Source organism: Thiocapsa sp. C2-2m, from assembly GCF_041903745.1.
Classification (GTDB): Bacteria; Pseudomonadota; Gammaproteobacteria; order Chromatiales; family Chromatiaceae; genus Thiocapsa; species Thiocapsa roseilacustris.
In genome coordinates, this window is the sequence record NZ_JBBWVD010000008.1 from 21,541 (window position 1) to 46,657 (window position 25,117).

The 25,117-nt window shown below is 63.0% G+C and carries 22 protein-coding genes; 5 read left to right on the top strand and 17 right to left on the bottom strand.

Features of this window, described 5'->3' with window-relative positions; translation table 11 throughout:
• Positions 1-141: 141 nt before the first annotated feature.
• The 10 genes from rplS to egtB form a co-directional block, all read right to left on the bottom strand.
• A complete protein-coding gene (gene rplS / locus AADX97_RS07545; protein ID WP_093029092.1) occupies positions 142-486 on the bottom strand; it encodes a 50S ribosomal protein L19 in 345 nt (114 codons plus the stop codon).
• Positions 487-507: 21 nt separating this feature from the next.
• Positions 508-1,257, bottom strand: coding sequence for a tRNA (guanosine(37)-N1)-methyltransferase TrmD (gene trmD, locus AADX97_RS07550; RefSeq protein ID WP_374233472.1), 750 nt, complete (start codon positions 1,255-1,257; stop codon positions 508-510).
• A 73-nt stretch (positions 1,258-1,330) separates the two neighbouring features.
• Positions 1,331-1,840, bottom strand: a complete 510-nt coding sequence (gene rimM / locus AADX97_RS07555) for a ribosome maturation factor RimM (RefSeq protein ID WP_374233473.1) — start codon at positions 1,838-1,840, stop codon at positions 1,331-1,333.
• Between the two features lie 46 nt (positions 1,841-1,886).
• Entirely contained in the window at positions 1,887-2,156 is a 270-nt protein-coding gene (rpsP, locus tag AADX97_RS07560) for a 30S ribosomal protein S16 (RefSeq protein WP_374233474.1), read from the bottom strand.
• A 109-nt stretch (positions 2,157-2,265) separates the two neighbouring features.
• Positions 2,266-3,471, bottom strand: a complete 1,206-nt coding sequence (locus AADX97_RS07565; RefSeq protein ID WP_374233476.1) for a toxic anion resistance protein — start codon at positions 3,469-3,471, stop codon at positions 2,266-2,268.
• A 284-nt stretch (positions 3,472-3,755) separates the two neighbouring features.
• Positions 3,756-4,676, bottom strand: a complete 921-nt coding sequence (locus AADX97_RS07570; RefSeq protein ID WP_374233477.1) for a 5-bromo-4-chloroindolyl phosphate hydrolysis family protein — start codon at positions 4,674-4,676, stop codon at positions 3,756-3,758.
• Between the two features lie 177 nt (positions 4,677-4,853).
• On the bottom strand, positions 4,854-5,336 hold the full coding sequence (locus tag AADX97_RS07575) for a DUF1640 domain-containing protein (RefSeq protein ID WP_374233478.1): 483 nt from the start codon (positions 5,334-5,336) through the stop codon (positions 4,854-4,856).
• A gap of 107 nt (positions 5,337-5,443) precedes the next feature.
• Positions 5,444-8,236, bottom strand: coding sequence for a phosphoenolpyruvate carboxylase (gene ppc, locus AADX97_RS07580; protein ID WP_374233479.1), 2,793 nt, complete (start codon positions 8,234-8,236; stop codon positions 5,444-5,446).
• Positions 8,237-8,556: 320 nt separating this feature from the next.
• On the bottom strand, positions 8,557-9,627 hold the full coding sequence (egtD, locus tag AADX97_RS07585) for an L-histidine N(alpha)-methyltransferase (protein WP_374233480.1): 1,071 nt from the start codon (positions 9,625-9,627) through the stop codon (positions 8,557-8,559).
• On the bottom strand, positions 9,624-10,931 hold the full coding sequence (gene egtB / locus AADX97_RS07590; RefSeq protein WP_374233481.1) for an ergothioneine biosynthesis protein EgtB: 1,308 nt from the start codon (positions 10,929-10,931) through the stop codon (positions 9,624-9,626). The genes egtD and egtB overlap by 4 nt, the downstream gene beginning before the upstream one ends.
• A 576-nt stretch (positions 10,932-11,507) precedes the next feature.
• Between egtB and AADX97_RS07595 the strand changes: the two genes are divergently transcribed.
• From AADX97_RS07595 to AADX97_RS07615, 5 genes are all read left to right on the top strand, one after another.
• Complete coding sequence (locus tag AADX97_RS07595) at positions 11,508-12,170, top strand: LON peptidase substrate-binding domain-containing protein (RefSeq protein WP_374233482.1); 663 nt, start codon at positions 11,508-11,510, stop codon at positions 12,168-12,170.
• Between the two features lie 247 nt (positions 12,171-12,417).
• Positions 12,418-12,744 (top strand): HesB/IscA family protein, encoded by a 327-nt coding sequence (locus AADX97_RS07600; RefSeq protein ID WP_374233483.1) that lies wholly within the window; start codon positions 12,418-12,420, stop codon positions 12,742-12,744.
• A gap of 358 nt (positions 12,745-13,102) precedes the next feature.
• Positions 13,103-13,525 carry a SufE family protein gene (locus tag AADX97_RS07605; protein WP_374233484.1) on the top strand — a complete coding sequence of 141 codons (423 nt, stop codon included), beginning with the start codon at positions 13,103-13,105 and terminating at the stop codon, positions 13,523-13,525.
• Between the two features lie 177 nt (positions 13,526-13,702).
• The gene (locus tag AADX97_RS07610) at positions 13,703-14,782 is read left to right on the top strand and encodes an efflux RND transporter periplasmic adaptor subunit (protein WP_374233485.1); all 1,080 of its coding nucleotides are present in this window, start codon (positions 13,703-13,705) and stop codon (positions 14,780-14,782) included.
• Positions 14,779-17,880: an efflux RND transporter permease subunit gene (locus tag AADX97_RS07615; protein WP_374233487.1), complete on the top strand. Its 3,102-nt coding sequence runs from the start codon at positions 14,779-14,781 to the stop codon at positions 17,878-17,880. Before AADX97_RS07610 ends, AADX97_RS07615 begins: the two co-directional genes overlap by 4 nt.
• A 65-nt stretch (positions 17,881-17,945) precedes the next feature.
• Here the strand turns inward: AADX97_RS07615 and rnhB are convergent, their stop codons facing one another.
• The 7 genes from rnhB to bamA all read right to left on the bottom strand — a co-directional run bounded on the left by rnhB (position 17,946) and on the right by bamA (position 25,052).
• Positions 17,946-18,551, bottom strand: coding sequence for a ribonuclease HII (gene rnhB / locus AADX97_RS07620; protein WP_374233488.1), 606 nt, complete (start codon positions 18,549-18,551; stop codon positions 17,946-17,948).
• 151 nt (positions 18,552-18,702) lie between these two features.
• Complete coding sequence (gene lpxB / locus AADX97_RS07625; protein WP_374233489.1) at positions 18,703-19,845, bottom strand: lipid-A-disaccharide synthase; 1,143 nt, start codon at positions 19,843-19,845, stop codon at positions 18,703-18,705.
• A complete protein-coding gene (lpxA, locus tag AADX97_RS07630) occupies positions 19,845-20,615 on the bottom strand; it encodes an acyl-ACP--UDP-N-acetylglucosamine O-acyltransferase (RefSeq protein ID WP_374233490.1) in 771 nt (256 codons plus the stop codon). Before lpxA ends, lpxB begins: the two co-directional genes overlap by 1 nt.
• Positions 20,612-21,121 carry a 3-hydroxyacyl-ACP dehydratase FabZ gene (fabZ, locus tag AADX97_RS07635; RefSeq protein ID WP_374233491.1) on the bottom strand — a complete coding sequence of 170 codons (510 nt, stop codon included), beginning with the start codon at positions 21,119-21,121 and terminating at the stop codon, positions 20,612-20,614. The genes lpxA and fabZ overlap by 4 nt, the downstream gene beginning before the upstream one ends.
• A gap of 1 nt (position 21,122) precedes the next feature.
• The gene (lpxD, locus tag AADX97_RS07640; protein ID WP_374233492.1) at positions 21,123-22,169 is read right to left on the bottom strand and encodes a UDP-3-O-(3-hydroxymyristoyl)glucosamine N-acyltransferase; all 1,047 of its coding nucleotides are present in this window, start codon (positions 22,167-22,169) and stop codon (positions 21,123-21,125) included.
• 39 nt (positions 22,170-22,208) lie between these two features.
• Positions 22,209-22,718, bottom strand: coding sequence for an OmpH family outer membrane protein (locus AADX97_RS07645; RefSeq protein WP_374233596.1), 510 nt, complete (start codon positions 22,716-22,718; stop codon positions 22,209-22,211).
• An 18-nt stretch (positions 22,719-22,736) separates the two neighbouring features.
• Positions 22,737-25,052, bottom strand: a complete 2,316-nt coding sequence (bamA, locus tag AADX97_RS07650) for an outer membrane protein assembly factor BamA (protein ID WP_374233493.1) — start codon at positions 25,050-25,052, stop codon at positions 22,737-22,739.
• Positions 25,053-25,117: the final 65 nt, after the last annotated feature.

The window sequence follows — 25,117 nt, forward strand, 5'->3', positions numbered from 1 at the left end:
AAGGCTTTATCCCGCCTTTGTGGGGGCGCGGTTTAAAATAATGTATTTTTTTAATATCTTAAACCGCGCCGACTCCAGCGGTCGTCCAAACTGCCGGGGCCGATCCCATCCAAACACAGCGCATACCGCACCGGGCGCGGTTTAAATCTTCTCGCGGATACGGGCGCTCTTGCCGGTGCGGCCTCGAAGGTAGTAGAGCTTGGCGCGACGCACGTCGCCCTTGCGCTTGACCTCGATGCCGGCGATCACTGGGCTATGGGTCTGGAAGACGCGCTCGACCCCTTCGCCGTGGGACATCTTGCGGACCGTGAAGGCCGAGTTCAGACCGCGGTTGCGGATGGCGATCACCACGCCCTCGAAGGCCTGCAGACGCTCGCGGGCGCCTTCCTTCACGCGGACCTGGACGACGACGGTGTCGCCCGGAGAAAACTCGGGGACTTCGGCTTTCATTTGCTCGGCTTCGAGCTGGAGAATGATGTTGCTCATGGTTTCCTTCGGCTCCTGTTCTCAACCGGCCTCATCGTCGTGACGGGACCGGACAAATTCATCGAGCAGCGCCTGCTCGTGCGGACTCAAACCGCGCCGCTCCAACAGATCGGGGCGACGCCGGTAGGTTCGCCCGAGGGCCTGCTGCAACCTCCAGCGCGCGATCGCGGCGTGATCGCCGCCGCTCAAGACTTCAGGCACCCGGCGCCCGTCGATCTCGGGCGGTCGGGTGTAATGCGGGCAATCCAGCAACCCGTCGGTGTGCGAATCCTGGACGGCCGAGTCGGCGTGTCCGAGTGCACCGGGAAGCAGTCGAATGACCGCGTCCATCACCACCATGGCTGCCAACTCTCCGCCGCTCAGGACGTAATCGCCGATCGACCATTCCTCATCGACATGGCCCTCGATCAGGCGCTCGTCGACGCCTTCGTAACGTCCGGCGACCAGGATCCAGCCGGGCCGGCGCGACAGCTCGACCATCGCAGCCTGATCCAAAACCCTGCCCTGCGGCGAGAGGTAAGCGACCCGACTCTCAGGAGCCTCCGCGCGCGCCGCGACGATGGCATCGCGCAACGGCTCGACCTTCATCAACATCCCAGGGCCACCGCCATAGGGGCGGTCGTCGACGGTGCGATGCCGATCGTGCGTGAAGTCGCGCGGGTTCCAAAGGTGCAGCTCGGCCACACCGCGGATCAGGGCTCGCCCCGTCACACCTTGATCGAGCAGGACCCCGAACAGCTCCGGGAATAGGGTGACGACATCGAAGCGCATCACGGATACCGGCGCGGATCACATCGGAGCATCTCGAGCACGAGGCGCCGTCGAGGGTGTGGAAGCCGACTCGCTAGAACGACGGATCCCAATCCACCAGCATCCGGCGCTGCTCGAAATCGACATCCTTGACCACATCGCCCCACACGAAGGGCAATAGACGTTCGCGATCACCCTTGACAACGATGACATCGTTTGCGCCGGTCGCGAAAAGATGATCGATCGCGCCAAGCACGACACCCTCGGTCGTCTCCACCGAAAGACCTTCGAGATCGACCCAGTAAAACTCATCGTGCGAGGCCGGCGGCAGCTGATCACGAACAACGGCGATATCCCGCCCGACGAGCGCGGCCGCTCGGTCGCGGTCGTCACAGCCGAGAAGGCTGACGACGATGCCTTTGCCGTGCCGCTTTCCTTCGTTCACCGTCCAAGCTGTCGCGTCTGCGCCGAGCAGCCAGGGGGAGTAACTCAGGATGCCCTCCGGAGGATCCGTCTCCGACATCACCTTCAACCAGCCGCGCACCCCGTACACTCCGGCGATATGTCCGACGACGATACGCGTCGAATCCGGTTGTCCGGCCATCGATCGGGGCGCTTCGAGTCGGCTTCTCGCGGTGCGATCGTTCGGACTAAGCAGCGACTGCGGTTGCCGACTCTTCGCGAGCGGCCTGCTTCAGAAGCTGCTTGACGCGGTCGGTCGGCTGGGCGCCGCGCTCGACCCAATAGTCGGCACGCTGACGATCGACGCGCAGTTCGACCTCGCCGCCCTTGGCGAGCGGGTTGAAGAAACCGAGGCGCTCGATATAGCGTCCATCACGCTTGGCGCGGATGTCGGCGACAACGATCTGATAAAAAGGGTTCTTTTTGGAGCCACCCCGAGACAAACGAATCGTAACCATGTGCTGTCCTGGACCCATACGATTGGACGTTGCGGGAATGGCCCCGCAGGTAAACGCGCAAATATACAGAATCTGCCGGAAAATGGAAGTGGTATACCAAGCGCGCCTGCTATTGATCGGTTCGCCGGGCGCTCGCCGAGGTCAGGGTTTGACGCAGATCGGCCTCCAGGCGTTCGAGCTCCTGGCTGGCGATGGCGCGGGCGCGCTTACCCTCGTCGGCGATCGCCAGACTCTCCTCGATCGTCTCGATCAGGGTCTGATTGGCGTGCTTGACCACCTCGATGTCGAAGACGCCGCGCTCGATCTGCCGGCGCGACTCGGCGTTGGCCGATTTGAGATTATCCGCATTGGCGCGCAGCAGATCGTTGGTGAGATCGGTGGCCGCCCTGATGGTATCGGCCGCCTCGCCCGAGCGATAGATGGTGACCGCCTGGGCCAGTTGTTGACGCCACAGAGGCACGGTGTTGACCAGGGTCGAGTTGATCTTGTTGATCAGTCCCTTGTCGTTTTCCTGGACCATACGGATACTGGGTAGGCCCTGCATGGTCACCTGTCGCGTGAGCCGCAGGTCATAGACGCGCCGGTCCAGCTCGTCGCGGACGCCGCGCAGATCCTTTAGGCGCTGCACCTCGACCATGTCGGTGCTGGTCGCGACCTGCGCCGCCAGCGCGGGGATGGTCGATTCGTCCAACTCGACGAGCTTCGCCTCGCCTGCCGCGATGTACTGCTCCAGGGTCCGAAAATAGTCCAGGTTGGCCGCGTAGAGCCGGTCTAGCGACGTGACGTCGGTTAGGAGCTTGGTCTTGTGCCGCTCCAACTGTCCGGAGATAGTCTCGATCTGATCGCGGACCGCCTCGTACTCCTGCAGGAACTTGACGACGGGCCGACCTTTGCCGGTCAGACGCGCCAATAAACCGGGCTTGCGGTTCGGATTGAGATCATCGACACGAAATCCCTTGAGCGTCGTCACCATCTCGCTCAGCGCGGCCCCGGCGGGACCCACATCCTTTGCCCTTACGCCTTCGAGCATTTGGTCGGAGACCTCGGTGAGGCGCTCTTGGGCCTTGGAGCCGAAAAAGAGAATGGAGTGGGTGTCGTTCAGATCCAGCTCCTGCAGCAGGCGCCCGAGCTGAGCCTCGCTGATCTGCGGCGCCTGCGCATCCTCGGCGACCACGAGCGGCCGCTGCGCCGGAGTCGGCGAATCGACGATGACGATCTCCGCGACGGGATCGGCTGTCGGCGCAGGCCGGGCGCCCGTCGCTTGCCCCTGTGCGTGAGGATCCATCACCGCATCGCCTCGCTCTCGCTCGCTCACACAATCTCTCCCAATCGATTTGGATAATAAACCGCGCCCGGCGCGGTATGCGCTGTTTTCGGATGGGATCGGCCCCGGCAGACTTGACGACCGCTTGAGCCGGCGCGGTTTAAAAAATTAACAAATATAGAGGCTTAAACCGCGTACCTGCCAAGGACTGTGGATGCACCAAACTTCGAGCTCACTATAATTGCCCCTCCTAAACCGCGCCCCACCGAGGCCATTGGTCGCGGCGACAGGACACCGACCCCGAAACGACGCATGTTAACCTTAGCGCGGTTTAGCTACTGAATTCCTTCGCGCTCGAGCTGCTTCTTCAGCACCTCGATCTGGATATCGAGGTCCATGACGTCCGTCTTCAGAAGCCGCTGGTGTTGCTCGTCGAACACCTGCTCGACCGTCACCAGGACATTCCGAAAATTCTGCTCCAACTCACGCGAATCCGCCAGACGATGGGTCCGCGCGTAACCGTCGGCGACCTGCTGGACACCGTCGAGATAAACGCTCAAAAACTTGCGTGCACGAAACAGGTCGGTGGGTCGATCCGCGATCTGATTCAGGATCGACCGGCCCTGCGAGCCGATACGTTGCAGGCGGATCTTCAACTCCGGATTGGCGATGGTCTTCGCCGCGCGGTCCAGGTCAATCAGCTTGCGCTCGGCCTCGTCCAAGGCCGCCGCGACCTTGCGCGTCCGCTCGTCGTCGGTCGCGAAGGGACGTGCTCGACCGAGCGGCTCAAGCCCATAGATCAGGTGAAAGCCGATCATGGCCACCGTCGCATAAACGAGGCTGAGCGCGGGCCCCTGCCCGACCGCCAACCAGGCGGCCAGTCCGGTCGCAGCGCCTGTCAGCAAACCGCCGATGGTCTTCAGCGGGATGCGCTGGAGCCGCGAAAACCGCAGGATCTGTTGGGCGTACTCCGCGCGCAGCCCCCGACGGGTCAGATCGGCTGCCGCCATGAAAAGCGCGAAGATGCCCCCGTCGACCAAGACGACATCCAACTGACCGGCCCCGAGCCCGATCAAGGCACCGATCAGCAGCGGGATCGGGAGGAGGAACAGGAGCGTGCCTTTCGCGCGAGGTTTTCCCCGGGCGGGCATAGTCGTGTCGGGATCAGGGTGACGATCCGGCCTGACCCCGAGAATCAGCTCGGTCAGACTCAGCGTCCGACGCTGCTCGGGAGGGGTGCTCGCGGGACCGGCCATCAGAGGACGAACATCGCCTGACAAGAGACCAGACCCACGCTGAAGGTGAGCAAGACCCCACCAAGCAGACGGAGACCCAAAGGGGGTCGCGTTGGCGATGGAGGGACGATCGTTCGTAACTCGGGCATACTCGGATTTCCGCTACGGGATGTACTCGAGGGCGTAAGCCCTCCCTCGTCAGAGCAGCTTCACCAGCGCCGTCAATGCGCCGACCTGAGCAAACATGAGGGGTATGAGCCACATCAGCAAGGTATTGCGGCTGCGCTCGATCGCGGTCATGACCTCGCCGCGAAGCTGCTGGATCTCCTTCTGGAGTCGCAGCTCGGTTTCGCGCAGATCACCGCGCAGCTGCTCGATCTCGGTCTTGACCTCGCCCCGCAGCTGCTCGATCTCGGTCTTGACCTCGCCCCGCAACTGCTCGATCTCGGTCTTGACCTCGCCCCGGAGCTGCTCGATCCGCACCACAAGATCGGCACGTAAGTGCTCGATCTCTCTCTGAAGCCGCAGCTCGGTCTCACGCAGCTGCTGATTGGTCACCAAGTCCGGCAAGTGCGGGTAACGTTCCTCCAAACGCTCGAAGGCGGAAGCGATTACCCGCGCGCGCGCCCGATCGTCAGGCGCGCTGGCGAGTGCCTCGTAAAGTTCGACGACAGAGCCCATTCGATTCGTCACCCTGCTGACATCCGGTGCTATGAGCACAGTCTATCCCAGATTCGGTATCCCGGTCCCGACCAGTCCAGACCTGCCTCGGACGGATCGGCGGCCCGTCACCCGGTATTGCGCATCCCCGCCGCAATCGCATTAATCGATCGCAGCAGCGGATCCAGCCACTCCTCTCGCTTCTCTTCGTCCCGCTCGGCGCGGTAGCGTTCCAGTAAAGAGACCTGGATGTGATTCAAGGGGTCTAAATAGATGTTGCGACGCGCCAGCGAGTGCTGGAGATCCGGGGTCTCCTCCATGAGACCGCGCAAACCGGCGACGTTCATGACCTGAGTGAGGGTGCGTCCGTATTCGGCCTCGATAACGCCGTAGATCGCCTGCGCCCGCTCCTGGTTCTCGGCCAAGCGGGCGTAGGCACGCGCGATATGCATCTCGGCCTTGAAAAGCGACATCTGGGTGTTGGACAAGAGAGCCCGGAAATAGGGCCAATCCTGATACATCTTCTGGAGCTTCACGAGGCGATCGAGCTCGTTGCCCCGATACCGCTCGATGGCATAGCCGATTCCGAACCAGGCCGGCAAGGTCTGACGCGACTGGGCCCATCCGAAGACCCAGGGGATCGCGCGGATGGACTTCAAGGAGCGATCCGCCTTCTTGCGATGTGACGGGCGCGAGCCGATGTTCAGCAGGGCGATGCCGTCGAGCGGGGTGCACTCGTAGAAATAATCGAGAAAGCCATCGGTCTCCTGGGTGAGCTTCCGATAGGCATCTTCGCCGTAGCGGGCGAGCTCGTCCATGATGCCGAGGTAGTCCTTGCGGTCCTCCGGCGGCGGCTCGATCAGACAGCGGCTGGCCTTGATGAGCCCGCTGATGCCCAGGGTCAGCTCGTAGCGTGCGGTCTCCGGATTGGCGTAGCGATACGACAGCACCTCGCCCTGCTCGGTGAGCTTGATCTGACCATGCACCGTGTCTGTGGGTTGGGCGAGGATGGCCTCGTGGGTCGGCCCACCGCCGCGCCCGACCGTGCCGCCGCGTCCGTGGAAGAGCCGGCAGGAGACACCCTCGTCATCGGCGAGCTGGATCACGCGGCGCTGCGCCTCGTAGAGACGCCAGCTCGAGGCCAGGATGCCGCCGTCTTTACAGGAATCCGAATACCCGAGCATCACCTCCTGCTGATTACCCGATGCCTTCAGCAGCGCGCTATAGGTCGGATCCCGGAACAATCGCCCCATCACCTCGCCGATCCGATTCAGGTCGTCGATCGTCTCGAACAGGGGCGAGATCTGGATCTTGCAGAACCAGCCCTGGCGATCATTGCCGGCGAGTCCGGCAAGCCGTGCCAACAGCATGACCTCCATCACATGACTGGCGTAATGGGTCATGGAGATGACGTACTGGCCGAACAAGTTCTCGCTGATCTCGGCGCGCATGCGCGCCATCACCTCGAAGACCTCCAGGGTCTCGCGGGTCTCCGGGGTCAAGGTCGCCTTGTCGATCACGAAGGGGTGCGGATGGGCGATGGCCTCCGCCAAGGCCATCAGGCGCTGCTCCTCGTCGAAGGCCTGATAGTAGGGAGCGCCGGCTTGGCGCGCGAACAGCTCGGTCACGGCCTGGGTGTGGCGAATCGATTCCTGACGGATGTCGAGATGAACCAGGTGAAAGCCGAAGGTCTCGGCGAGCCGGATGAGATCCTGCAAGGGGCCGGCGGCGGCATTGGCATCGCCGTGGTGGTGCAGCGAGTCGCGAATCAGATAGAGGTCGCCGAGAAAGCCGCGCTCGCTCGGGTAACCGTCCGGTTGGCTCGGATCGTACCGTCCCGCCATGCGCGAGCGGATACGCTCGAGATTCGCGCTCAGACGGTGATCCATCATCGCCAGCTTGCGCCGATAGGGCTCGTGGACGTAGCGACGCAGGCTCTGGCCCATCGTGTCGACCCAATAGTCCTCGTCGGAATCGAGGCTGTCCAAGAGGGCCGGCGACGGCTGGCAGATGGAGCTGGCATGGCTGAGCATGCGGTGCAGCTTGCGGATGCGCTCGAGATATAGCTCCAGGACCAGCTCGCCGTGCATGCGAACGGCAAGCTCGGTGGTCTCGGGCTTCACAAAGGGGTTGCCGTCGCGGTCCCCGCCGATCCAGGAACCGAACCGGATGAAGCTCGGGACCTTGATCCCGCATTGCGAACCGTAGACCCGGCGCACCGCCTTCTCCAGAAAGCGATAGACCCGGGGGACGGCCTCGAAGAGCGACTCGCGGAAGAAGTAGAGCCCTTGCCGCACCTCGTCGGTGACCTGCGGCTTGTGGATTCGCACCTCGTCGGTCTTCCAAAGGATCTGGATCTGGGTGAGGATCTCTTGGAGGCGATCCTCCAACTCCTCGTCGTTGAGCTTGCTGCGGTGCAGATCCTGGCCGACCAGAAAGATCCGGCGGAAGGTCTCCAAGGTCGTCCGTCGCTTGGCCTCGGTGGGATGCGCGGTGAAGACCGGAAGATAGATCAGGTGCTCAAGCAGGCTCTGGAAGCTCTCCGGGCTCACCCCGTCGTCCTTGAGCCCGCGCGCCATATCGTCGAAGGAGCCGACCCAGAGCCGCTGACCGGCCGAGATCAGATCCATGCGGGCAAGATAGGCGTTGAGCTCCTCGGCGGTATTGACTAGGCCGAAATAGATGTTGAAGGCGCGGATAACCTCCGAAAGCGTCTGAGCGTCCAACCCCTCGATCCGCTTCATCAGCTTCTCGCGCAGCTCGGGGTCGTCGCCTTCGCGCAGCTGCATGAAGCCGTCGCGCAGACGCTCGACGATCACCAACACGCGCTTGCGGCTGTGCTCGCGCAGCACCTCGCCGAGCAGTGCCGTAAAGAGCTGGACGTCGCGCTCCAGCGCCTGGTCTTGTGGAACAGCGTTCATCGGGCGTTACTCTGTGCGGACAGCCGCCATACGGGCCGTCGCGAAAAGGGTGCGAATCGAGACTCGGATACTACCTTGCCGAAGCCCGACCGACAAAAGCCCGGCGTCTGTCGGGGATATCCTGTCGGGCATCCTCGGAGCTTCGCCACCCGCAACCCGACCGAACCTCTCCCGACTTGTCTACCGCCCGAGCTCGCAATAGTGCATCCCGCGCGGTGTCCGGCAAGTCGCAACGAGGCGTCGCAGTGATTCTACGACAAGGCGTTGCAACGCACTCGGGCGCCGCGCGTGGCGTGCTCCGGGGGTCGTAGCGGTCGACATCAACTCCCCGAGCAGTCGTCCACGACACGCAGACAGTGCACGCTGAAGAGCCCTTGCTCGTCGGTCCAGACCTCCTCGGCAGCGAAGCCGGCATCACCGGCGAGCCGATGGAAGGCGTCGATCCCGTACTTGTACGAATTTTCGGTATGAATCGTCTCCCCGGCACGAAAACCGAAGCGCACCCCTGCAACCTCGACCCGTTGCTCGATCCTGCTGACCAAATGCATCTCCACGCGACTGCGCTCGGTGTTGAAAAAGGCATGGTGGCTAAAGGCATCCAAGTCGAAGTCGCCTTCCAGCTCGCGATTGATCCGGCTCAAGAGGTTGAGGTTGAAGGCAGCGGTCACGCCTTGGGCATCATCGTAGGCCGCGTTCAGGATCGCCGGATCCTTCGGAAGGTCGACACCGATGAGGAGCCGCCCGCCGGTACCGAGCAGGCTCGCGACACGCCCGAGGAGAAGGCGCGCCTCGTCGGGATCAAAGTTGCCGATACTCGAACCCGGAAAGAACGCGGCCAGATCGGTCCAGTCCGGCTCCAAAGGGAGCCTAAAGGGGGCCGAGTAGTCCGCGCAGGCGGCGCGGATCGACAGACCCGGGAAGCGCTCGGCCAGGGCATGGGCAGACTCCAGCAGATGCTCTTTGGAGATATCCACGGGCATGTAGACGCTGGGCTGCAGCGCGGCGAGCAGGGTTTGAATCTTCAGACTGCTCCCGCTTCCGAGCTCGATCAGAACGTTGTCCCGCCCGAGCAGGTCGGCCATCGCGGAGCCATATTCGCGCAGGATTCCGATCTCGGTTCGTGCCGGGTAATACTCGGGCAGCTCGGTAATGGCGTCGAAGAGCTGCGAGCCGCGCTGGTCGTAGAAGAGCTTCGGCGACAGACACTTGGCCGGACGTCCCAACCCTTCCAAGACCTCGGCGCGCACGTCCGCCGGGGTCGGTCGGTAGTCGAAGAACCGAATCGAGCCCGGAGTCTGCAGCGATCGGCGTGCGTTCACCGCCTCCCGGTCTGTCGTCTCCTGCGGAAACAGCTCTGTCTCGGAGCGTTGCAAGGCGCTGAATTGGGTCATGGTGTCGTCTCCGCGAGTCGAAATCCCTTGAACTGCCAGCGCTCTTGGGGATAGAAAAAGTTGCGATAGGTCGCCCGTAGGTGATCCTGCGAGCTGGCACAGGATCCGCCGCGGAGCACCATCTGATTGCACATGAACTTGCCGTTGTACTCACCGAGCGCACCGGCCGCCGCCCGATAACCCGGGTAGGGCAGATAGGCGGACGCCGTCCACTCCCAGACATCGCCGAAGAGTTGCCTGAGCCCGCCCGCTTGATCCTCGACGCCGCGCGCGGCAGGGCGTGGATGGAGATATCCTTCGCCGACGAAGTTGCCTTTGGCGAACACACCTTCCGCGGCATGCTCCCACTCGGCCTCGGTCGGCAGCCGCTTGCCGGCCCAGGTCGCGAAGGCGTCGGCCTCGAAGTAGCTGACGTGACAGACCGGCTCGGCCGGATTCAGCGGGCGCATCCCGCCGAGCGTCATGATCTGCCAGTCCCCGTCGATCTCTTCCCAGTAGAGCGGGGATTGCCAGCCCTCCTTGCGGACCGTCGCCCAGCCGTCGGATAACCAAAGGGCCGGATCGCGATAGCCTCCGTCGTCGATGAACCGTCGAAATTCGCCGTTGGTCACGGGGCGATCGGCAAGGGCATAGGGCGCGAGAAAGGTCCGATGGCGGGGGCCTTCGTTGTCGTAGGCGAAACCCTGCGAACCCGTGCCGATCTCGACCAGCCCCCCCTCGAAACCAACCCAATACAGCGGATCCGGATCAACCGGCGGGGCGTGCGGCAGATCCTCCCGGTAGGCGGGCCGCAATGGGTTGTAGGCAAAGTTTTGCTTGATGTCGGTCACCAGGAGCTCTTGGTGCTGCTGCTCGTGATGCAGACCGATGTGCAGACGTTGGGCGACGGTCGGCCAATCGGCCGACGCACACTCGTCGATGAGTCTGAGCATCGCCTCGTCGACATGATGCCGGTAGTCGTAGACCTCTGCGACCGTCGGCCGGGACAGGAGTCCCCGCTCGGGTCTCGGCCAGAAGCCCGTTCCGGTCTGCTCGTAGTAGCTGTTGAAGAGATACTCGAAACGCGGGTGGAAGACCCGGTAGCCGGGCAGGAATGGCCTCAGCAGGAAGGTCTCGTAGAACCAGGAGACATGGGCCAGGTGCCACTTCGGCGGGCTCGTCTCGATTCGAGTCTGGAGCATGTAATCTTCGATCGCGAGCGGCTTGCACAGCTGTTCGGTCAGGGCGCGGACGCGCCTAAAGTCGCGCGATAGATCCGCACGCACAGCAGCGTCCTGGTAGGCACCAGCGGGTTGAAGGGACATCTGAGTCTCGCTCTCGGTTGTTGACGGATCGGGTTCCATAGACACGTGCAGCCGAAACGGCGACTTCTCGGGGCTCGGATGTCATCCGAACGGCTCGATGCCTCACCGCCGAGCCCGAGGAACCGTGGACGCGTCACGCAACCTCGGGAAAACCGCGACCATCGATCACCGGCTCGCTCGCAATGGTGCGTCCAGGTCGCAGGATTTCCAGCATCGGGACAAAGATCGGCGGATGCCGATACCAACGATGCGCTTAAGCCCGCACGACGCGGACCTGCCGCCCTGCCGGGCTCGGCAGCACCTTGGCGAGGGTCCGCTCGGCGATCGGCGGCTGGCCTGCGCTCGGTATATCATGCCGACGACCGAGATCGGCACGCCTCCGATCATGTTTGCTATCGGCTCGGATCCGGCCTCGACGATCGGACCGCCCCGCAGGATCCCGGCGGCAAAGATTCTCCGGGTTGAGTGCGCACCCGTCTAGGGAAGTGCGACCGACACCCCATCTAGCTCTCTGACGTCGCATTCGATCAACCGCATCGCCGGAACCTCCCGCGGGTTCGGGCGCTGGAGCAGCCGATGACCCGCACCCCGTTTTTTCCGAAATTCTCCGACTTACCCGCCGAGATCCCGATCTTCCCGTTGCCCGGCGCCGTGGTCTTGCCGGGAGTGCAGTTACCGCTCAACATCTTCGAGCCACGTTATGTCAAGATGGTGACGGATGCATTGGCATCGAATCACCTCATCGGCATGATTCAGCCCACCAGCGAGACCATGAACGAGGAGGTGCCGGAGATCCACCGAATCGGTTGCGCCGGTCGAATCACCTCCTACAGCGAGACGACCGACGGCAGAATCGTCCTGGTACTAACCGGGGTGTGCCGCTTCCAAGTGATCAGCGAGATCGCCGAAGAACACGGCTATCGGCAGGTTCGCGCGGACTGGGAGCGGTTCGCGGCAGACTATCAGGAGAGCGACTCCCCGATCGCGGATCGCAAGGGCTTTTTGACCTCGCTGAAGGCCTACTGCGCTTTGCGCGGCGTAGAGGTCCCTTGGGACGATGTCGAGCAGATGGCCGACAAGGACCTGACGAATCTTTTGTGCGCCCATCTCCCGCTAAGCCCGGAGGACAAACAGGCCTTGATCGAGACCCTCCCGACGGGTGACCGCGCCGCGCTGATGCGCGGACTTCTCGATATGGCCGCGGCAGCGAGCATGGATACTGCCGAGCACCGCCACTGAACCGCGCCCAATCGGGGGTATTCACCGTCGGGAGTCGGCGCGGTCATGTCTCCGCAAACGGCCCTCTGGTGTCGCGTTTCAGAGCGTCGGAAGACGATCTAACCACAGTGGCGAGGGATTCGGGGCCGTTCCCTAGGTAGGCGCCGACGACGAGAGGCAGGGCTCCGATGAGAACGGGGTTGAAAAACCCTGATCGGAGCTTAGTTCGCAGGGTTGGCGAGTCGTTAACGATCAAGGGGCAAAACTCATGGCAGTAACACTGACCGAAGCCGCGGCAAAACACGTCGCCGGCATGCTCAGCAAGCGGGGACACGGCGTTGGACTGCGCGTCGGCACACGCAAGAGTGGCTGTACCGGCTTCGCTTACGATGTCGACTACGCGGATGCAGTGGATCCGGCCGATCGGATCTTCGAGAGCCACGGCGTGAAGGTCGTCGTCGACGTGGAGAGTCTCGGCCGCATCGACGGTATGGTGATTGATTTCGTGCGCTCCAGCCTGCTCAACCAGGGCTTCGAGTTCCGCAACCCTAAGGTCAAGGATACCTGCGGTTGCGGCGAGTCCTTCAGCGTCTGAATCGCGTCCGGAGCGTCATGGCGAGTTCTGGCGTCGACTCGCATCAGCAAGCTTCAAACTGCGCAGGAGTCGACGCGATTCAGGATTTTGCGGGTTGCGAGATCTAAGGATATCAACGGTGCCGTGCGGTCGATGCGTTACGCACCGCCGACGTCTAGCTGCCTTTCGCGCTTGGTGCTTGGTTTTAACCTTCTTAGGCGATTTCCGCAAATCTCCATACCCGTAGGTTGTGCTGACGATAGGAAGCACAACTTGCGCCGACGGTTGGTTGTGCCTCGCACGGCTCGGCACAACCTACGCCCTTGGCATGAAGGTTTCCGGAGTTCGCCTCAGTCTCGACTCGGAGTGGTCCGCATTCATGCTCAACGACGAAATGACCGAGATCCTTGAAAACTTCGAGCTTCTCGGCGATTGGGACGAGCGCTATCAGTATCTGGTCGAGATCGGCGAGCGCATGGCGCCGATGCCGACCGAGGACAAGACCGACCGTAACCGGGTCATCGAGTGTATGAGTCTGGTCCACACTGCCGCGCACCCGAGCCCGGAGCAACCCGGACACCTGGTCTTCAGGGGCGATTGCGACACCGCAATTATCAAGGGTGTCGTTGCCCTGTTGGTCGGGCTCTTCACCGGAAAACGTCCCGATGAGATCGAGGCATTGGATGTCGAGGAACTGTTCGAGGCGCTCCGGCTCCAAGAGCACCTGAGCCCCAATCGGCACGTCGGCGTTTACGCCATCGTCAACAAGATGAAGGGTCAGGCTAGGTCTGCGACCTGCTGAGATCCGAGCACCATTCGCTTGATTGCCCTTTAGATACGCCGCCGGGGCTCGTCGCGTCTCGGCGGCACCTGTCCTCTACGTGTGACGTCGGATCCCGCACGAGTCGCCGTGCGGCGCGCCGGCATGGGGCAATAAGCCGCTGAGCATGCGCCCGCCCGACAACATGGATTTCGATGCATGCCATCTTCAACACGCCTCGCCCGTACGCTCGCCTTTTTCCCCTTCGTTATCATCGCGAGCCTATCGGCGCCGAGTCCTGCCTCTGCCGTCGCCGTCCTGGTTGCGGACGTCCGATCGATGCCGTTGACCGAACGGGTCGAAGCCCTCGGGACTCTGAAGGCGAACGAATCGGTCAACATCACCGCGAACGTCACCGAGACCATCTCGGCGATCCATTTCGACGACGGCCAACGGGTCGACGAGGGCGACATCCTGGTCGAGCTCACCAGCGTCGAGCAGCATGCATTGCTCGACGAGGCGCAGGTCCGGGTCGACGAGGCCGAGCGGCAGTACGATCGGGTCAAGACACTGGTTGCCCAGCGTGCGGCATCCGAGTCGCTCCTCGACGAGCGCAAGCGTGACCTCGACACGGCCCGTGCCGTCTTGGTGGCCATCGAATCGCGCCTATCCGACCGCCTCATCAAGGCGCCGTTCGACGGCGTGCTGGGTCTGCGCAACGTCAGCCGCGGCACCCTGGTCGAGCCCGCCGATACCATCACGACACTCGACGACGACAGCTTCATGAAGGTGGACTTCACTGTCCCGAGCGTCTTCATGAACGATCTTAAACCGGGGCTGCGGATCGAGGCGCGCGCACGTGCTTACGGCGATCGGGTTTTCGAAGGGGTGGTGCGGGGCGTCGACAGTCGCGTCGACCCGGTCACCCGATCTATTCAGGTCCGGGCACTCATCCCCAACCCGGAACGCACGCTCAAGCCCGGGCTGCTGATGCAAGTCGAGCTGCTGGTGGATCCGCGCGACGGATTGGTCGTCCCGGAGGCCGCGATCCTTCACCAGGGTCAGGATCACTTCGTTCAGGTCATCGTGGAGGGTGACGAGGGTCTGACCTCCGAGCGGCGTCAGGTCCGGATCGGGACACGCAAGCCGGGGCTGGTCGAGGTGCGCGAGGGGCTGGCTGAAGGCGATCGCGTGATCGTGCACGGTCACCTCAAGGCTCGGCCGGGGCAGCCGATCGAGATCCCGAGCGCGGACGACAACCCGATCGAGCCAACCGCGGCGAAGGAGCCGGCCGCATGATCCTGTCGGATATCTCGGTTACCCGCCCTGTCCTCGCCACCGTCCTGTCGCTCCTGCTGGTCGCCTTTGGGCTGGTCGCCTTCGATCGATTGCCGCTGCGCGAGTATCCGGACATCGACCCGCCGGTCGTCTCGATCGAGACCGTCTATCCGGGCGCCGCGGCCAACGTCGTCGAGACGCGGATCACGCAGCTCATCGAGGACCGCATCGCCGGGGTCGAGGGTATCCGCACAGTCGAATCCGTCAGCGAGGACGGACGCTCGGCGATCACGATCCAGTTCAACATCGACCGCGACATCGACGGGGCCGCCAACGATATCCGCGATCGCGTCTCGGCCGTGCTCGATCAGCTCCCGGCAGAGGCGGAGCCGCCCAACATCCGCAAGGTCGACAGCAACGAAGACGTCATCATGTGGCTGAATCTGGTCAGCGACCGCATGAGCGTCCCGGAGCTGACCGACTATGCCTCGCGCTATCTGGTCGATCGCTTCTCGGTCATCGACGGCGTGGCGCGCATCCAGGTCGGCGGCAGTCAGGTCTATGCAATGCGCGTCTGGCTCGACCGCAACGAACTGGCCGCGCGCGGCTTGACGGTCTCGGATGTCGAGGCCGCACTGCGCGCCGAGAACCTGGAGCTCCCGGCCGGCAGCATCGAATCGGTCGACCGCCAGTTCAGCGTGCGCATGAACCGCACCTTCTATGGCCCGGATGATTTTTCCCGTCTCGTACTTGCGCGCGGGAGCGACGACCATCTAGTGCGCCTCGGCGATGTGGCACGGGTGGAGCGCGGCACCGAGGAGAACCGCACCTTCTTCCGGGGCAACGGCGTGCCCATGGTCGGGATCGGCGTGGTCAAGCAATCGACCGCGAATACCGTTGCCGTGGCGGACGCGGCCAAGGCGGAGGCCGCCCGGATCAACGCCAACCTGCCCGAAGGCATGGAGATCAAACAAAGCTTCGACTCCTCGGTGTTCGTCAAGGACGCCATCAAGGAGGTCTACAAGACACTCGCGATCGCCATCGGCTTGGTCATCCTGATCATCTTCCTGTTCCTGGGCAGCGTACGCGCGATGCTGGTGCCGGCCGTGACCGTCCCGGTGTCGATCGTGGCGACCTTCACTGTCCTGCTCGGACTCGGTTTCTCCGTCAACATCCTGACCCTGCTGGCGCTGGTCCTGGCGATCGGCCTGGTCGTGGACGACGCCATCGTGGTGCTTGAGAACATCCATCGCCGGATGGAGCAATACGGCGAGACGCGGCTCGTCGCCGCCTATCGCGGGACCCGTCAGGTCGCCTTCGCCGTCGTGGCCACCACCATCGTCTTGATCTCGGTCTTCGTACCCATCGCCTTTCTGCAGGGCGATGTCGGGCGACTCTTCGCGGAGTTCGCACTCACCATGGCCGCGGCGGTGGCCTTCTCGTCCTTCGTCGCCCTGTCGCTGTCGCCGATGCTCGCCTCGCAGATCCTGCCCCAATCGCACCGGCGCGCATCCCTGACCCACGGGGTCGACTGGGTCTTTCAATGGGTGCGGCGCGGCTACGGCACGCTGCTGCGGTTCCTGCTGCGTCAGCCCTGGATCGTCGTGCTGTCCTTCATCGGCACACTCGGCGCAGCCGTCTGGCTGTTCGAGCAGATCCCGCAGGAATATGCGCCGAAAGAGGATCGCGGTGCCTTCTTTGTCCTGATCAACGGCCCCGAAGGCGCGTCTTATCAGTACATGAGCGACTACATGGACGAGATCGAGCGCCGCCTCATGCCCTACACCGAATCCGGCGAGGCGATCCGGCTGCTGGTGCGTGCGCCCCGCACCTTCTCCAATACCGCGCTCTTCAACACCGGCATGGCGGTGATGGTGCTGAACGAGTTCGGCAAGCGCCGCTCCGGCTGGATCATCATGGACGAGGTGCGTGCGAAGCTCGCCGACCTGCCCGGCGTCACCGCCTTTCCGGTGATGCGTCAGGGATTCGGCGCACGCATCCAGAAACCGGTGCAGTTCGTGATCGGCGGCGGAACCTACGAGGAGCTCGCGCAGTGGCGGGATCTGCTCCTCGCGGCGATCGAGAAGGACAACCCCGGCCTGATCGGCATCGATTGGGACTACAAGGAGACCAAACCGCAGCTCAAGGTCGAGATCGACTACGATCGTGCGGCCGATCTCGGGGTGACGATCGGCGACATCGGACGCACGCTCGAGACCATGCTCGGTTCGAGCAAGGTGACGACCTACTTGGAGGCCGGGGAGGAATACGACGTCATCCTCGAAGGCGAGCGCGACGCGCAGCGCACGCCGGGGAGCCTGGAAAACCTCTATGTGCGCTCGGACCGCAGCGGCGAGCTGATCCCCCTGTCCAACCTGGTCAGCGTGATCGAGTCGGCCGACTCACAAAGCCTGAACCGCTACAACCGGCTGCGTGCCATCACCATCGAGGCAAACCTGGAGTCCGGACTGTCCCTCGGCGATGCGCTGAGCGATCTGGAGGCCAAGGTCACCGAGCACCTGCCCGAACAGGCCCAGATCGACTTCAAGGGACAGAGCCGCGACTTCCGGACCAGCAACCAAGACATCCTCTTCGTCTTCGTTCTGGGCCTGCTCGTGGTGTTCCTAGTACTGGCGGCGCAGTTCGAGAGCTGGATACATCCGCTCGTCATCATGCTGACGGTCCCGCTGGCCATGGCGGGTGCGCTGCTTGCCCTCTGGCTGAGCGGACAAACACTCAACATCTACAGCCAGATCGGGCTGATCATGCTGGTCGGACTTGCGGCCAAGAACGGCATCCTGATCGTGGAATTCGCCAACCAGCTGCGCGACCAGGGCAAGGCGTTCCGCGAGGCGCTGCTCGAAGCGGCCGACGTGCGTCTGCGTCCGATCGTCATGACCGGCATCACCACGGCTGCCGGCTCGCTGCCGCTGCTGCTCTCGAGCGGTGCGGGCGCCGAGACCCGCACCGTCATCGGCACCGTCATCCTTGCGGGTGTCCTCGCGGCCACGCTTTTTACCCTGTTTGTCGTCCCGGTCGCCTACGACCTGCTCGCCCGCCACACCGGATCCCCCAATGACGTGAAACGACGGCTGGAACGCGAAATGGAGGCATCATGAGACCGACCGAGCCGCTCATCGGCAACACAATGCGGGCGAACCGAAAACGATTGCGATAGGACGGATCAGCCGGCAACCTCGATCAACGCCCGGACCGGGCCAAAGCTGCGTCTATGCTCCGGACAGGGCCCGAGTCGGCGCAGTGCCTCGATGTGGACACGGGTGGGATAGCCTTTGTGCCCGGCAAAACCGTAGCCGGGAAAGGCGTGGTCCAGTTCGCACATGAGCCGATCCCGGGCAACCTTGGCGAGGATCGACGCAGCGCCGATCGAGGGGACCAAGCCGTCACCGCCGATCACGGCACGAGCCTCGCAACCGACGTCGGGGCAGCGGTTACCGTCGACCAGAACACGTCGGGGTCGGATCGACAAGGCCGCGACCGCACGCTGCATTGCCAGCATGGACGCCTGGAGGATATTGATCCGGTCGATCTCCTCCGCGCTGGCCCAAGCGACAGCCCAAGCCAGAGCGCGCTCGCGAATCTCCAGATCCAAGGCATCGCGCCGAGCAGGGGTCAGTTTTTTGGAATCGTCGAGGCCCGGGATCGGGCGAGCCGGATCCAAGATCACCGCCGCGGCGCTGACCGGCCCGGCAAGTGGCCCCCTCCCCGCCTCGTCGACTCCCGCAACCCATAAAACCGCGTCCGGTGTGATCAACGACGTTTGCCTCATATCCGCATTCTCAAGGCCATCAAATGCCTTTTACTCGACGCGGTTTTAGTGAGAAAAACCAAAATAGTCTTGAATCGCATCCCCGCCGGGGCCGCTGGAACATTCAAGGGTGAATCCACGACACGACGGCACGGACTGTATCGGACGCGATTCAATCCCCGATCAATTCAAGGACTGCCTGGGCCGCGCTCGCGGCGGCATCCTTTCGCAACCGAATATGGATCCGCCGATACTCGGCCTGGATCTCGGCGACGCGCCCCGTATCATCCAGAAACGCCAGGACGGCCGGCGCCAATAAGTCGGCGCGACAGAGGTCTTGGATAAACTCGGGCGCCAACTCCCTCTCGGCCAGGAGGTTGGCCATGGCGATGTAGGGCACCTTGACCAGACCGAGCTGTTTGACCAGGTGATAGGAGATCGGATGGACGCGATAGGCGACGACCATCGGGCGTTTGGACAGGAGGGTCTCCAGGGTTGCCGTGCCCGATGCGGTCAGCACGACATCGGCCGCGGCTAGGACCTCGCGACTGCGCCCGTCGACCAGAGTGATCGGGAGATCGGGGGCAAGCCGTGCCAAGACTTGGCAGAAGTGCTCGCGCAACCGGGCGTTGACCAAGGGGACGACAAACCGCAGGTCCGGGCGGGCGGCAAAACAACGCGCGGCGGTCTCGATAAAGGGACCGGCCAGACGCTCGACCTCACCTATCCGACTGCCCGGCAGCAGGGCGACCAAGGATCCGGCCTGCGGCAGACCGAGGGCCCGTCGCGCACCGACCCGATCGCTCTCCACCGGGATCTCGTCTGCAAGCGGATGACCGACATAGCGTGCCGGCACGCCGTGCTCGCGCAGGAATGCCTCCTCGAACGGGAAGACGCTCAGCATGAGATCGACGGAGCGGCGGATCGACTTGACCCGACCCGGACGCCAGGCCCAGACGGTCGGACTGACCATGTGGACGGTGCGAATCCCTGCCCCGCGCAGTCGGCGCTCGAGACCGAGATTGAAGTCGGGCGCATCCACGCCGATAAAGACATCCGGGGGATTCTCGACGAAATAGCGGACCAGCTCGCGTCTGAGTCCGAGAAGCTCGCGCAGCTGTCCGAGAACCTCCATGAGCCCCATCACGGAGAGCCGTTCCATGGGGAAGAGGGTCTCGCAGCCCTCCTCCTGCATCCGCGGGCCGGCAACGCCGAAGAAGCGGACATCGGGGATCCGTTTGCGGATCTCGCGCGCCAAAGCGGCACCCAAGATGTCGCCCGACGCCTCGTTCGCGACGATCCCGATCCGCAACATCAGCGCACGATGCTGCGGCTGCTGTCGCCGATGAAGTCCGCCATGGCGGCGATCTCGGGAATCTCCGTGGACATCCGAGTCAACTCGGCGATCGCCTCGGCGAGCTTCAGATTTCCCATATAGAGCGTGCGATAGGCACGCTTGATCGCTTGAATGGCGAGGTCTGAAAACCCACGGCGCCGCAATCCCTCGGCGTTGATTCCCCGGGGCTCGGCCGGATGCCCGCCGACGGTCACGTAGGGAGGAACGTCCTTGCTCAGAACCGAACCCATGGCACAGAAACCGTGGGCGCCGATCCTGCAGAACTGGTGGACGATGGTAAAGCCGCCGAGGATAGCCCAGTCCTGGATCTCGACATGGCCGCCCAGAGAGGCGGCGTTGGCCATGATGACGTTGTCGCCGATTCGGCAGTCGTGTGCCACGTGGACATAGGCCATGAGGAGATTGTCGTTGCCGATCCGGGTCACACCCCGGTCTTGGACCGTGCCGCGATGGAGCGTCGTGAACTCGCGGATCTGGTTGCGATCGCCGATCTCGAGGCGCGTCGTCTCGCCGCCGTACTTCTTGTCCTGGGGGTCTTCACCGACACTCGCAAACTGAAAGATCCGATTGTCGCGCCCGATCCGGGTCGGACCCTTGATCACGGCATGGGGGCCGATCCGGCTCCCCGCACCGACCTCGACATCCGGACCGATGACGGCGAAGGGACCGACCTCCACATCGGAATCCAGAGCCGCCCCCGGGTCAACCAAGGCGGTCGGGTGAATCAAGCAGCAAAATCTCGGGCCGTACACATGATCTCGGCGCTGGCCACGAGGCGATCGTCCACGCGCGCCTCGCCGTCGAACTTCCAGATCCCCTGACGCACGGGTCCGAGCTTCACGTCCAGAATCAACTGATCGCCCGGCTCGACGGGGCGTTTGAATCGCGCCTTGTCGATACCGACGAAGTAATACAGCTTGTTGCCGACCTCGTCCGGGCGCGAGGCCATTGCCAACAAACCGGTCGCCTGCGCGAGCGCCTCGATGATCAGCACGCCGGGCATCACCGGGCGCACCGGGAAATGCCCCGTAAAGAAGGGCTCGTTGTATGAGACGTTCTTCAAGGCGAGCAGATAGTCGTTCACCTTGTAGTCGATGACCTTGTCGACCAATAGAAAAGGATACCGGTGCGGCAAGAGGCTCAATATCTTATGGATGTCCATTGTGCTCACAACGTCCTCCGAGCGGTCAAGACGCAAACCAGAATCCGTCGGCGTGGGATTCGATCCCTCCATGCTAGGTAGCCTCCCGCCCAATTGTTTCGTTCATTGTATCGATACGTGTCTCTAGTTGTTTGATGCGTCGCGCAAGCTCGTCCAGACGCCTGAACCGAGCCACGTTGCGTCGCCAATCCGCGCTTGGCATGGCCGGAATCCCGCTGCTGTAGGAGCCGGGCTCCGAAACCGATCGGGTGACCATGGCCATTCCAGTAAAGTGGACGCCATCGCCGATCTCCAAATGACCCGCCATCCCGACGGCGCCCGCGATGGTGCAGTTTCGACCGATTCGGGTCGATCCCGAGATGCCGGTGTTCGCGGCCACCGCCGAATTCTCGCCGATCTCGACGTTGTGACCGATCTGGATATGGTTATCCAGCTTAACCCCGTCGCCGATCAGGGTATCGCCGATCGCACCGCGATCGACCGTCGTGTTGGCGCCGATCTCGACATCATCGCCCAGGATCGCACGCCCGACCTGCGGGATACGCACCCACCGATCGCCGTCGCGCGCGAAACCGAAGCCGTCCCGCCCGATCACGCTGCCTGGGTGCAGGAGTGCGCGTTTGCCGACGAGCGTGCCCGAGCAGAGCGTGACGCGCGCCACCAACCGACTCTCCTCGCCGATCCGGACCCCTTCGCCGAGGATACAACCGGGTCCGAGAAACACGCGTGGACCGACAACCACGCCGGCCTCCAGAACACAGGTCGGACCGACCCATGCCGTCGGGTCGACCCGTGCCGTCGGATCCAAGACGGCACTCCGATGGATGCCGCCGACGATCGCCGGTTGCGGGTATAGAATCCTGGCCGCCATCGCAAACGTCAGGTAAGGGTTGTCGCTCAGCAGGACCGGCACCCGACAAGCATCGGCGTCGGCGTCCGAGAGAATCACGCAGCCCGCCCGAGTGTGTTCGAGATGGCGTCGGAAACGCCCATCGCCGAGGAAGCTGAGGCCGGTTGAGTCGGCCGACATCAGCGACGCGATACGGCAGACGCGCGCATCGCGGTCGCCCCGCAATGGAGCAGCCAAACGGTCCGCCAATTCGCCGAGCGAGATCTCCAAGGCGTCACCAACCGCGCCGAATTGGTGCCGACGGAATCGTCACTTGTCGCCAAACTCCTGTTTAAGTCGCTCGATGACTTGCGCCGAGATATCGATGCGTGGACTGAAGTAAACCAGCCCTTCACTGATGACGAGATCGATCTTCTCCTCCTTGGCGACCTCGACGATCACCTCGCGAACCTGCAGGGCGAGCTTGGTGCGAAGCTCGTTCTGACGCAACGCGAAGTCTTCCTGAAATTCGTCTCTCGCATACTTGAGCTTCCGGGTTCGACTTCGAATATCGTTCTGCAGGCGCTGAATCTCGCTCTCGCTCATCAAGGCACCTTCGCGCTCCAAGCGGCCTTGCAGCGCAGAGATCTGCTCCTGCTGCTCGCGGAGAATACGCTCCCGGTCTTCGACTTCCCGCTGAAGTGCGGCCCGTGCGGCCTCGTACTGCGGCGACTGCTCGACGACAGTGTTGGGGTCGACGACTGCGATCCGGTAATCCGATGCGAGCACGAGGCTCGACACCGGGACCAACGCGATCGTCGACAACCAAAGAACAGCCAGCCTCACGCATTGACTCCTTTAGAAGGTCTGTCCGATACCGAACTGAAAGACTTGGGTCTCGTCGCCCTCTTCTTCGTTGAGCGGAGCCGCCAAACTGATCGAAAGGGCACCGATCGGCGACAGCCAGGTTGCCGAGAGGCCCGTCGAGTAACGTAGATCACCGATATCGAAACCGGTGGGCTCGATAAGATTCGAGCTATTGGTTTCCCAGACGTTGCCGAAGTCCAGGAAGGCGCCGAGACGCAAGGTCTTACTGAGCTGTGGTCCGCCCGGCGCCGGCACAAATAGCTCGAGGCTACCGGCCATCCTGAAGTTACCGCCGACCGGATCGTCATCGCCGATCTCGCGAGGGCCCAGTGAGTTGGCGACATACCCGCGCACGGACCGCGGTCCGCCCGCGTAAAAGTTCTCGAAGAACGGCAGCGACTTGGTCTCGCCGTAACCCTCGCCGTAGCCAACATCGCCGCTCAAGGACACCACGAACCGAGAGGTCAAGGGGACATAGACCTGCTCCTGATAGGTCAGCTTGTAATACTGGAGATCGCTGCCCGGAACCGTCAGGTCGGCCCTCAAGAGACGCAAACCGCCTTGAGTCGGGAAGATCGCCGTGTCGCGACTGTCGTTCGTGTAGCTGGCGGATAGAACGAAGTCGTTGAAGACGTTGCCGTTGTCTTCGACGAACTGTTGGGCCAACTCGGAGGTGTTGCCCGCGATGAAGTTCGTATACTGATACCGCACACCCAGTCCGGCCCGGCTGGTCTCGGAAATCGGCAGACCGAAGTTCATGCCGAGCACGCCGACATCGGTCGCGTAATCCGCACCGATCAGCTCGTCGAAATTTGTTTCGCGATAGGAAACGTTGAAGCCTCGACTGATCCCGTCGACTGTATAGAAGGGGTTGGTATAGGCAATCTGATAGAACTGGGTCGCTTCGCTCGTATTGACCCCGAACGACACGCGCTTACCGGTCCCGAGGAAGTTGTTCTGCGTCACGCTGGCGTTGAACAGGATACCCTGCGACTGGGAGTAACCAACGCCGGCCGAAAGATTACCGGCAGGCTTCTCCGTCACCGTCACATCCACATCGACTTGATCGGCAGAACCCGGCACGGCGGGCGTCTCGATGGTGACATCTTCGAAGTAGCCGAGACGCTGGAGTCGCTCACGCGACTTGCGGACCAGCTCGGCCGAGAACCAGGCCGATTCCAACTGACGCATCTCGCGCCGCAGCACCTCGTCGCGGGTTCGGGTATTGCCCTTCATGTTGACGCGGCGCACATAGACGCGCTGACCCGGGTCGACGAAGAAGGTGACCGAGACCTCACGGGCCTCCTCGTCGATCTCGGGTATGGTATTGACATTTGCGAAGGCGTAGCCGCGATCACCGAGCAGGTTCGAGATCCGCTCGGCGCTCTCGGTAGTCGCCCGGCGCGAGAAAAAGTCCCCGCGCCTGAGCTGAATCAAAGGGAATAGCTCCTCGGCCGGGATCGATGGCTCGCCCGCGAGCTTGATGTCGCTGATGCGGTAGGGCTCACCTTCGTCGACGGCGACGGTGATATAGATCTCTTTCTTGTCGGCGCTGATGGAGACTTGCGTCGACTTGATGTCGAACCGGATAAAGCCGCGGTCCAAATAGAAGGAACGCAGCGACTCCAAATCTCCGGCGAGTTTCTGTTTGGAATACTGGTCGTTCTTGGAATAGAACGAGGTCCAGCCGGTCGTGCCAAGCTCGAAGCGCTTAAGCAGCTCCTTTTCGGGGAATGCCTCGTTGCCGATGATGTTGATCTGCTTGATGCGAGCCGTCAGTCCCTCGGTGATCTCGATGCGAACCGCGACGCGGTTTCGCTCGAGCGGCGAGACAGTCGACTGAATCAGCACACCGTACTTGCCGCGCGAGAAATACTGCCTCTCAAGCTCCTGCTCGATACGATCGAGCACCGACCGATCGAAAACGCGTCCCTCCTTGAGCCCGATGTCGGCCAAGGCAGCCGTCAACGCCTTAGTGTCGATGTCGCGGTTGCCGGTAATGTCGATCGAGGCGATCGCCGGTCGCTCGCGGACCCAGAGAACGAGGACGTTGCCCTCGCGCTCGACGCGAACATCGTCGAAGAAGCCGGTTTGGTAGAGCGAGCGAATGATCCCGCCGGTGACGCCGTCTCCGACCGTATCTCCGACCTGCACCGGAAGATAGTTGAAGACGGTCCCTGGTGCGATCCGCTGCAGGCCCTCCACGCGGATGTCGGCGATCTGGAACACCTCGGCGGCGACCGGCATGTTGATCGCGAGCAGGAGGGTCATCAGAGCGAGCTGCCGACGTGCGCAGCTACGGAGCATCAGAGGTATCGCGCGCAAGACAGGTCCCCTCGATCAAGCCGAAGTCTGCGGCGCAGTCGGCGTTT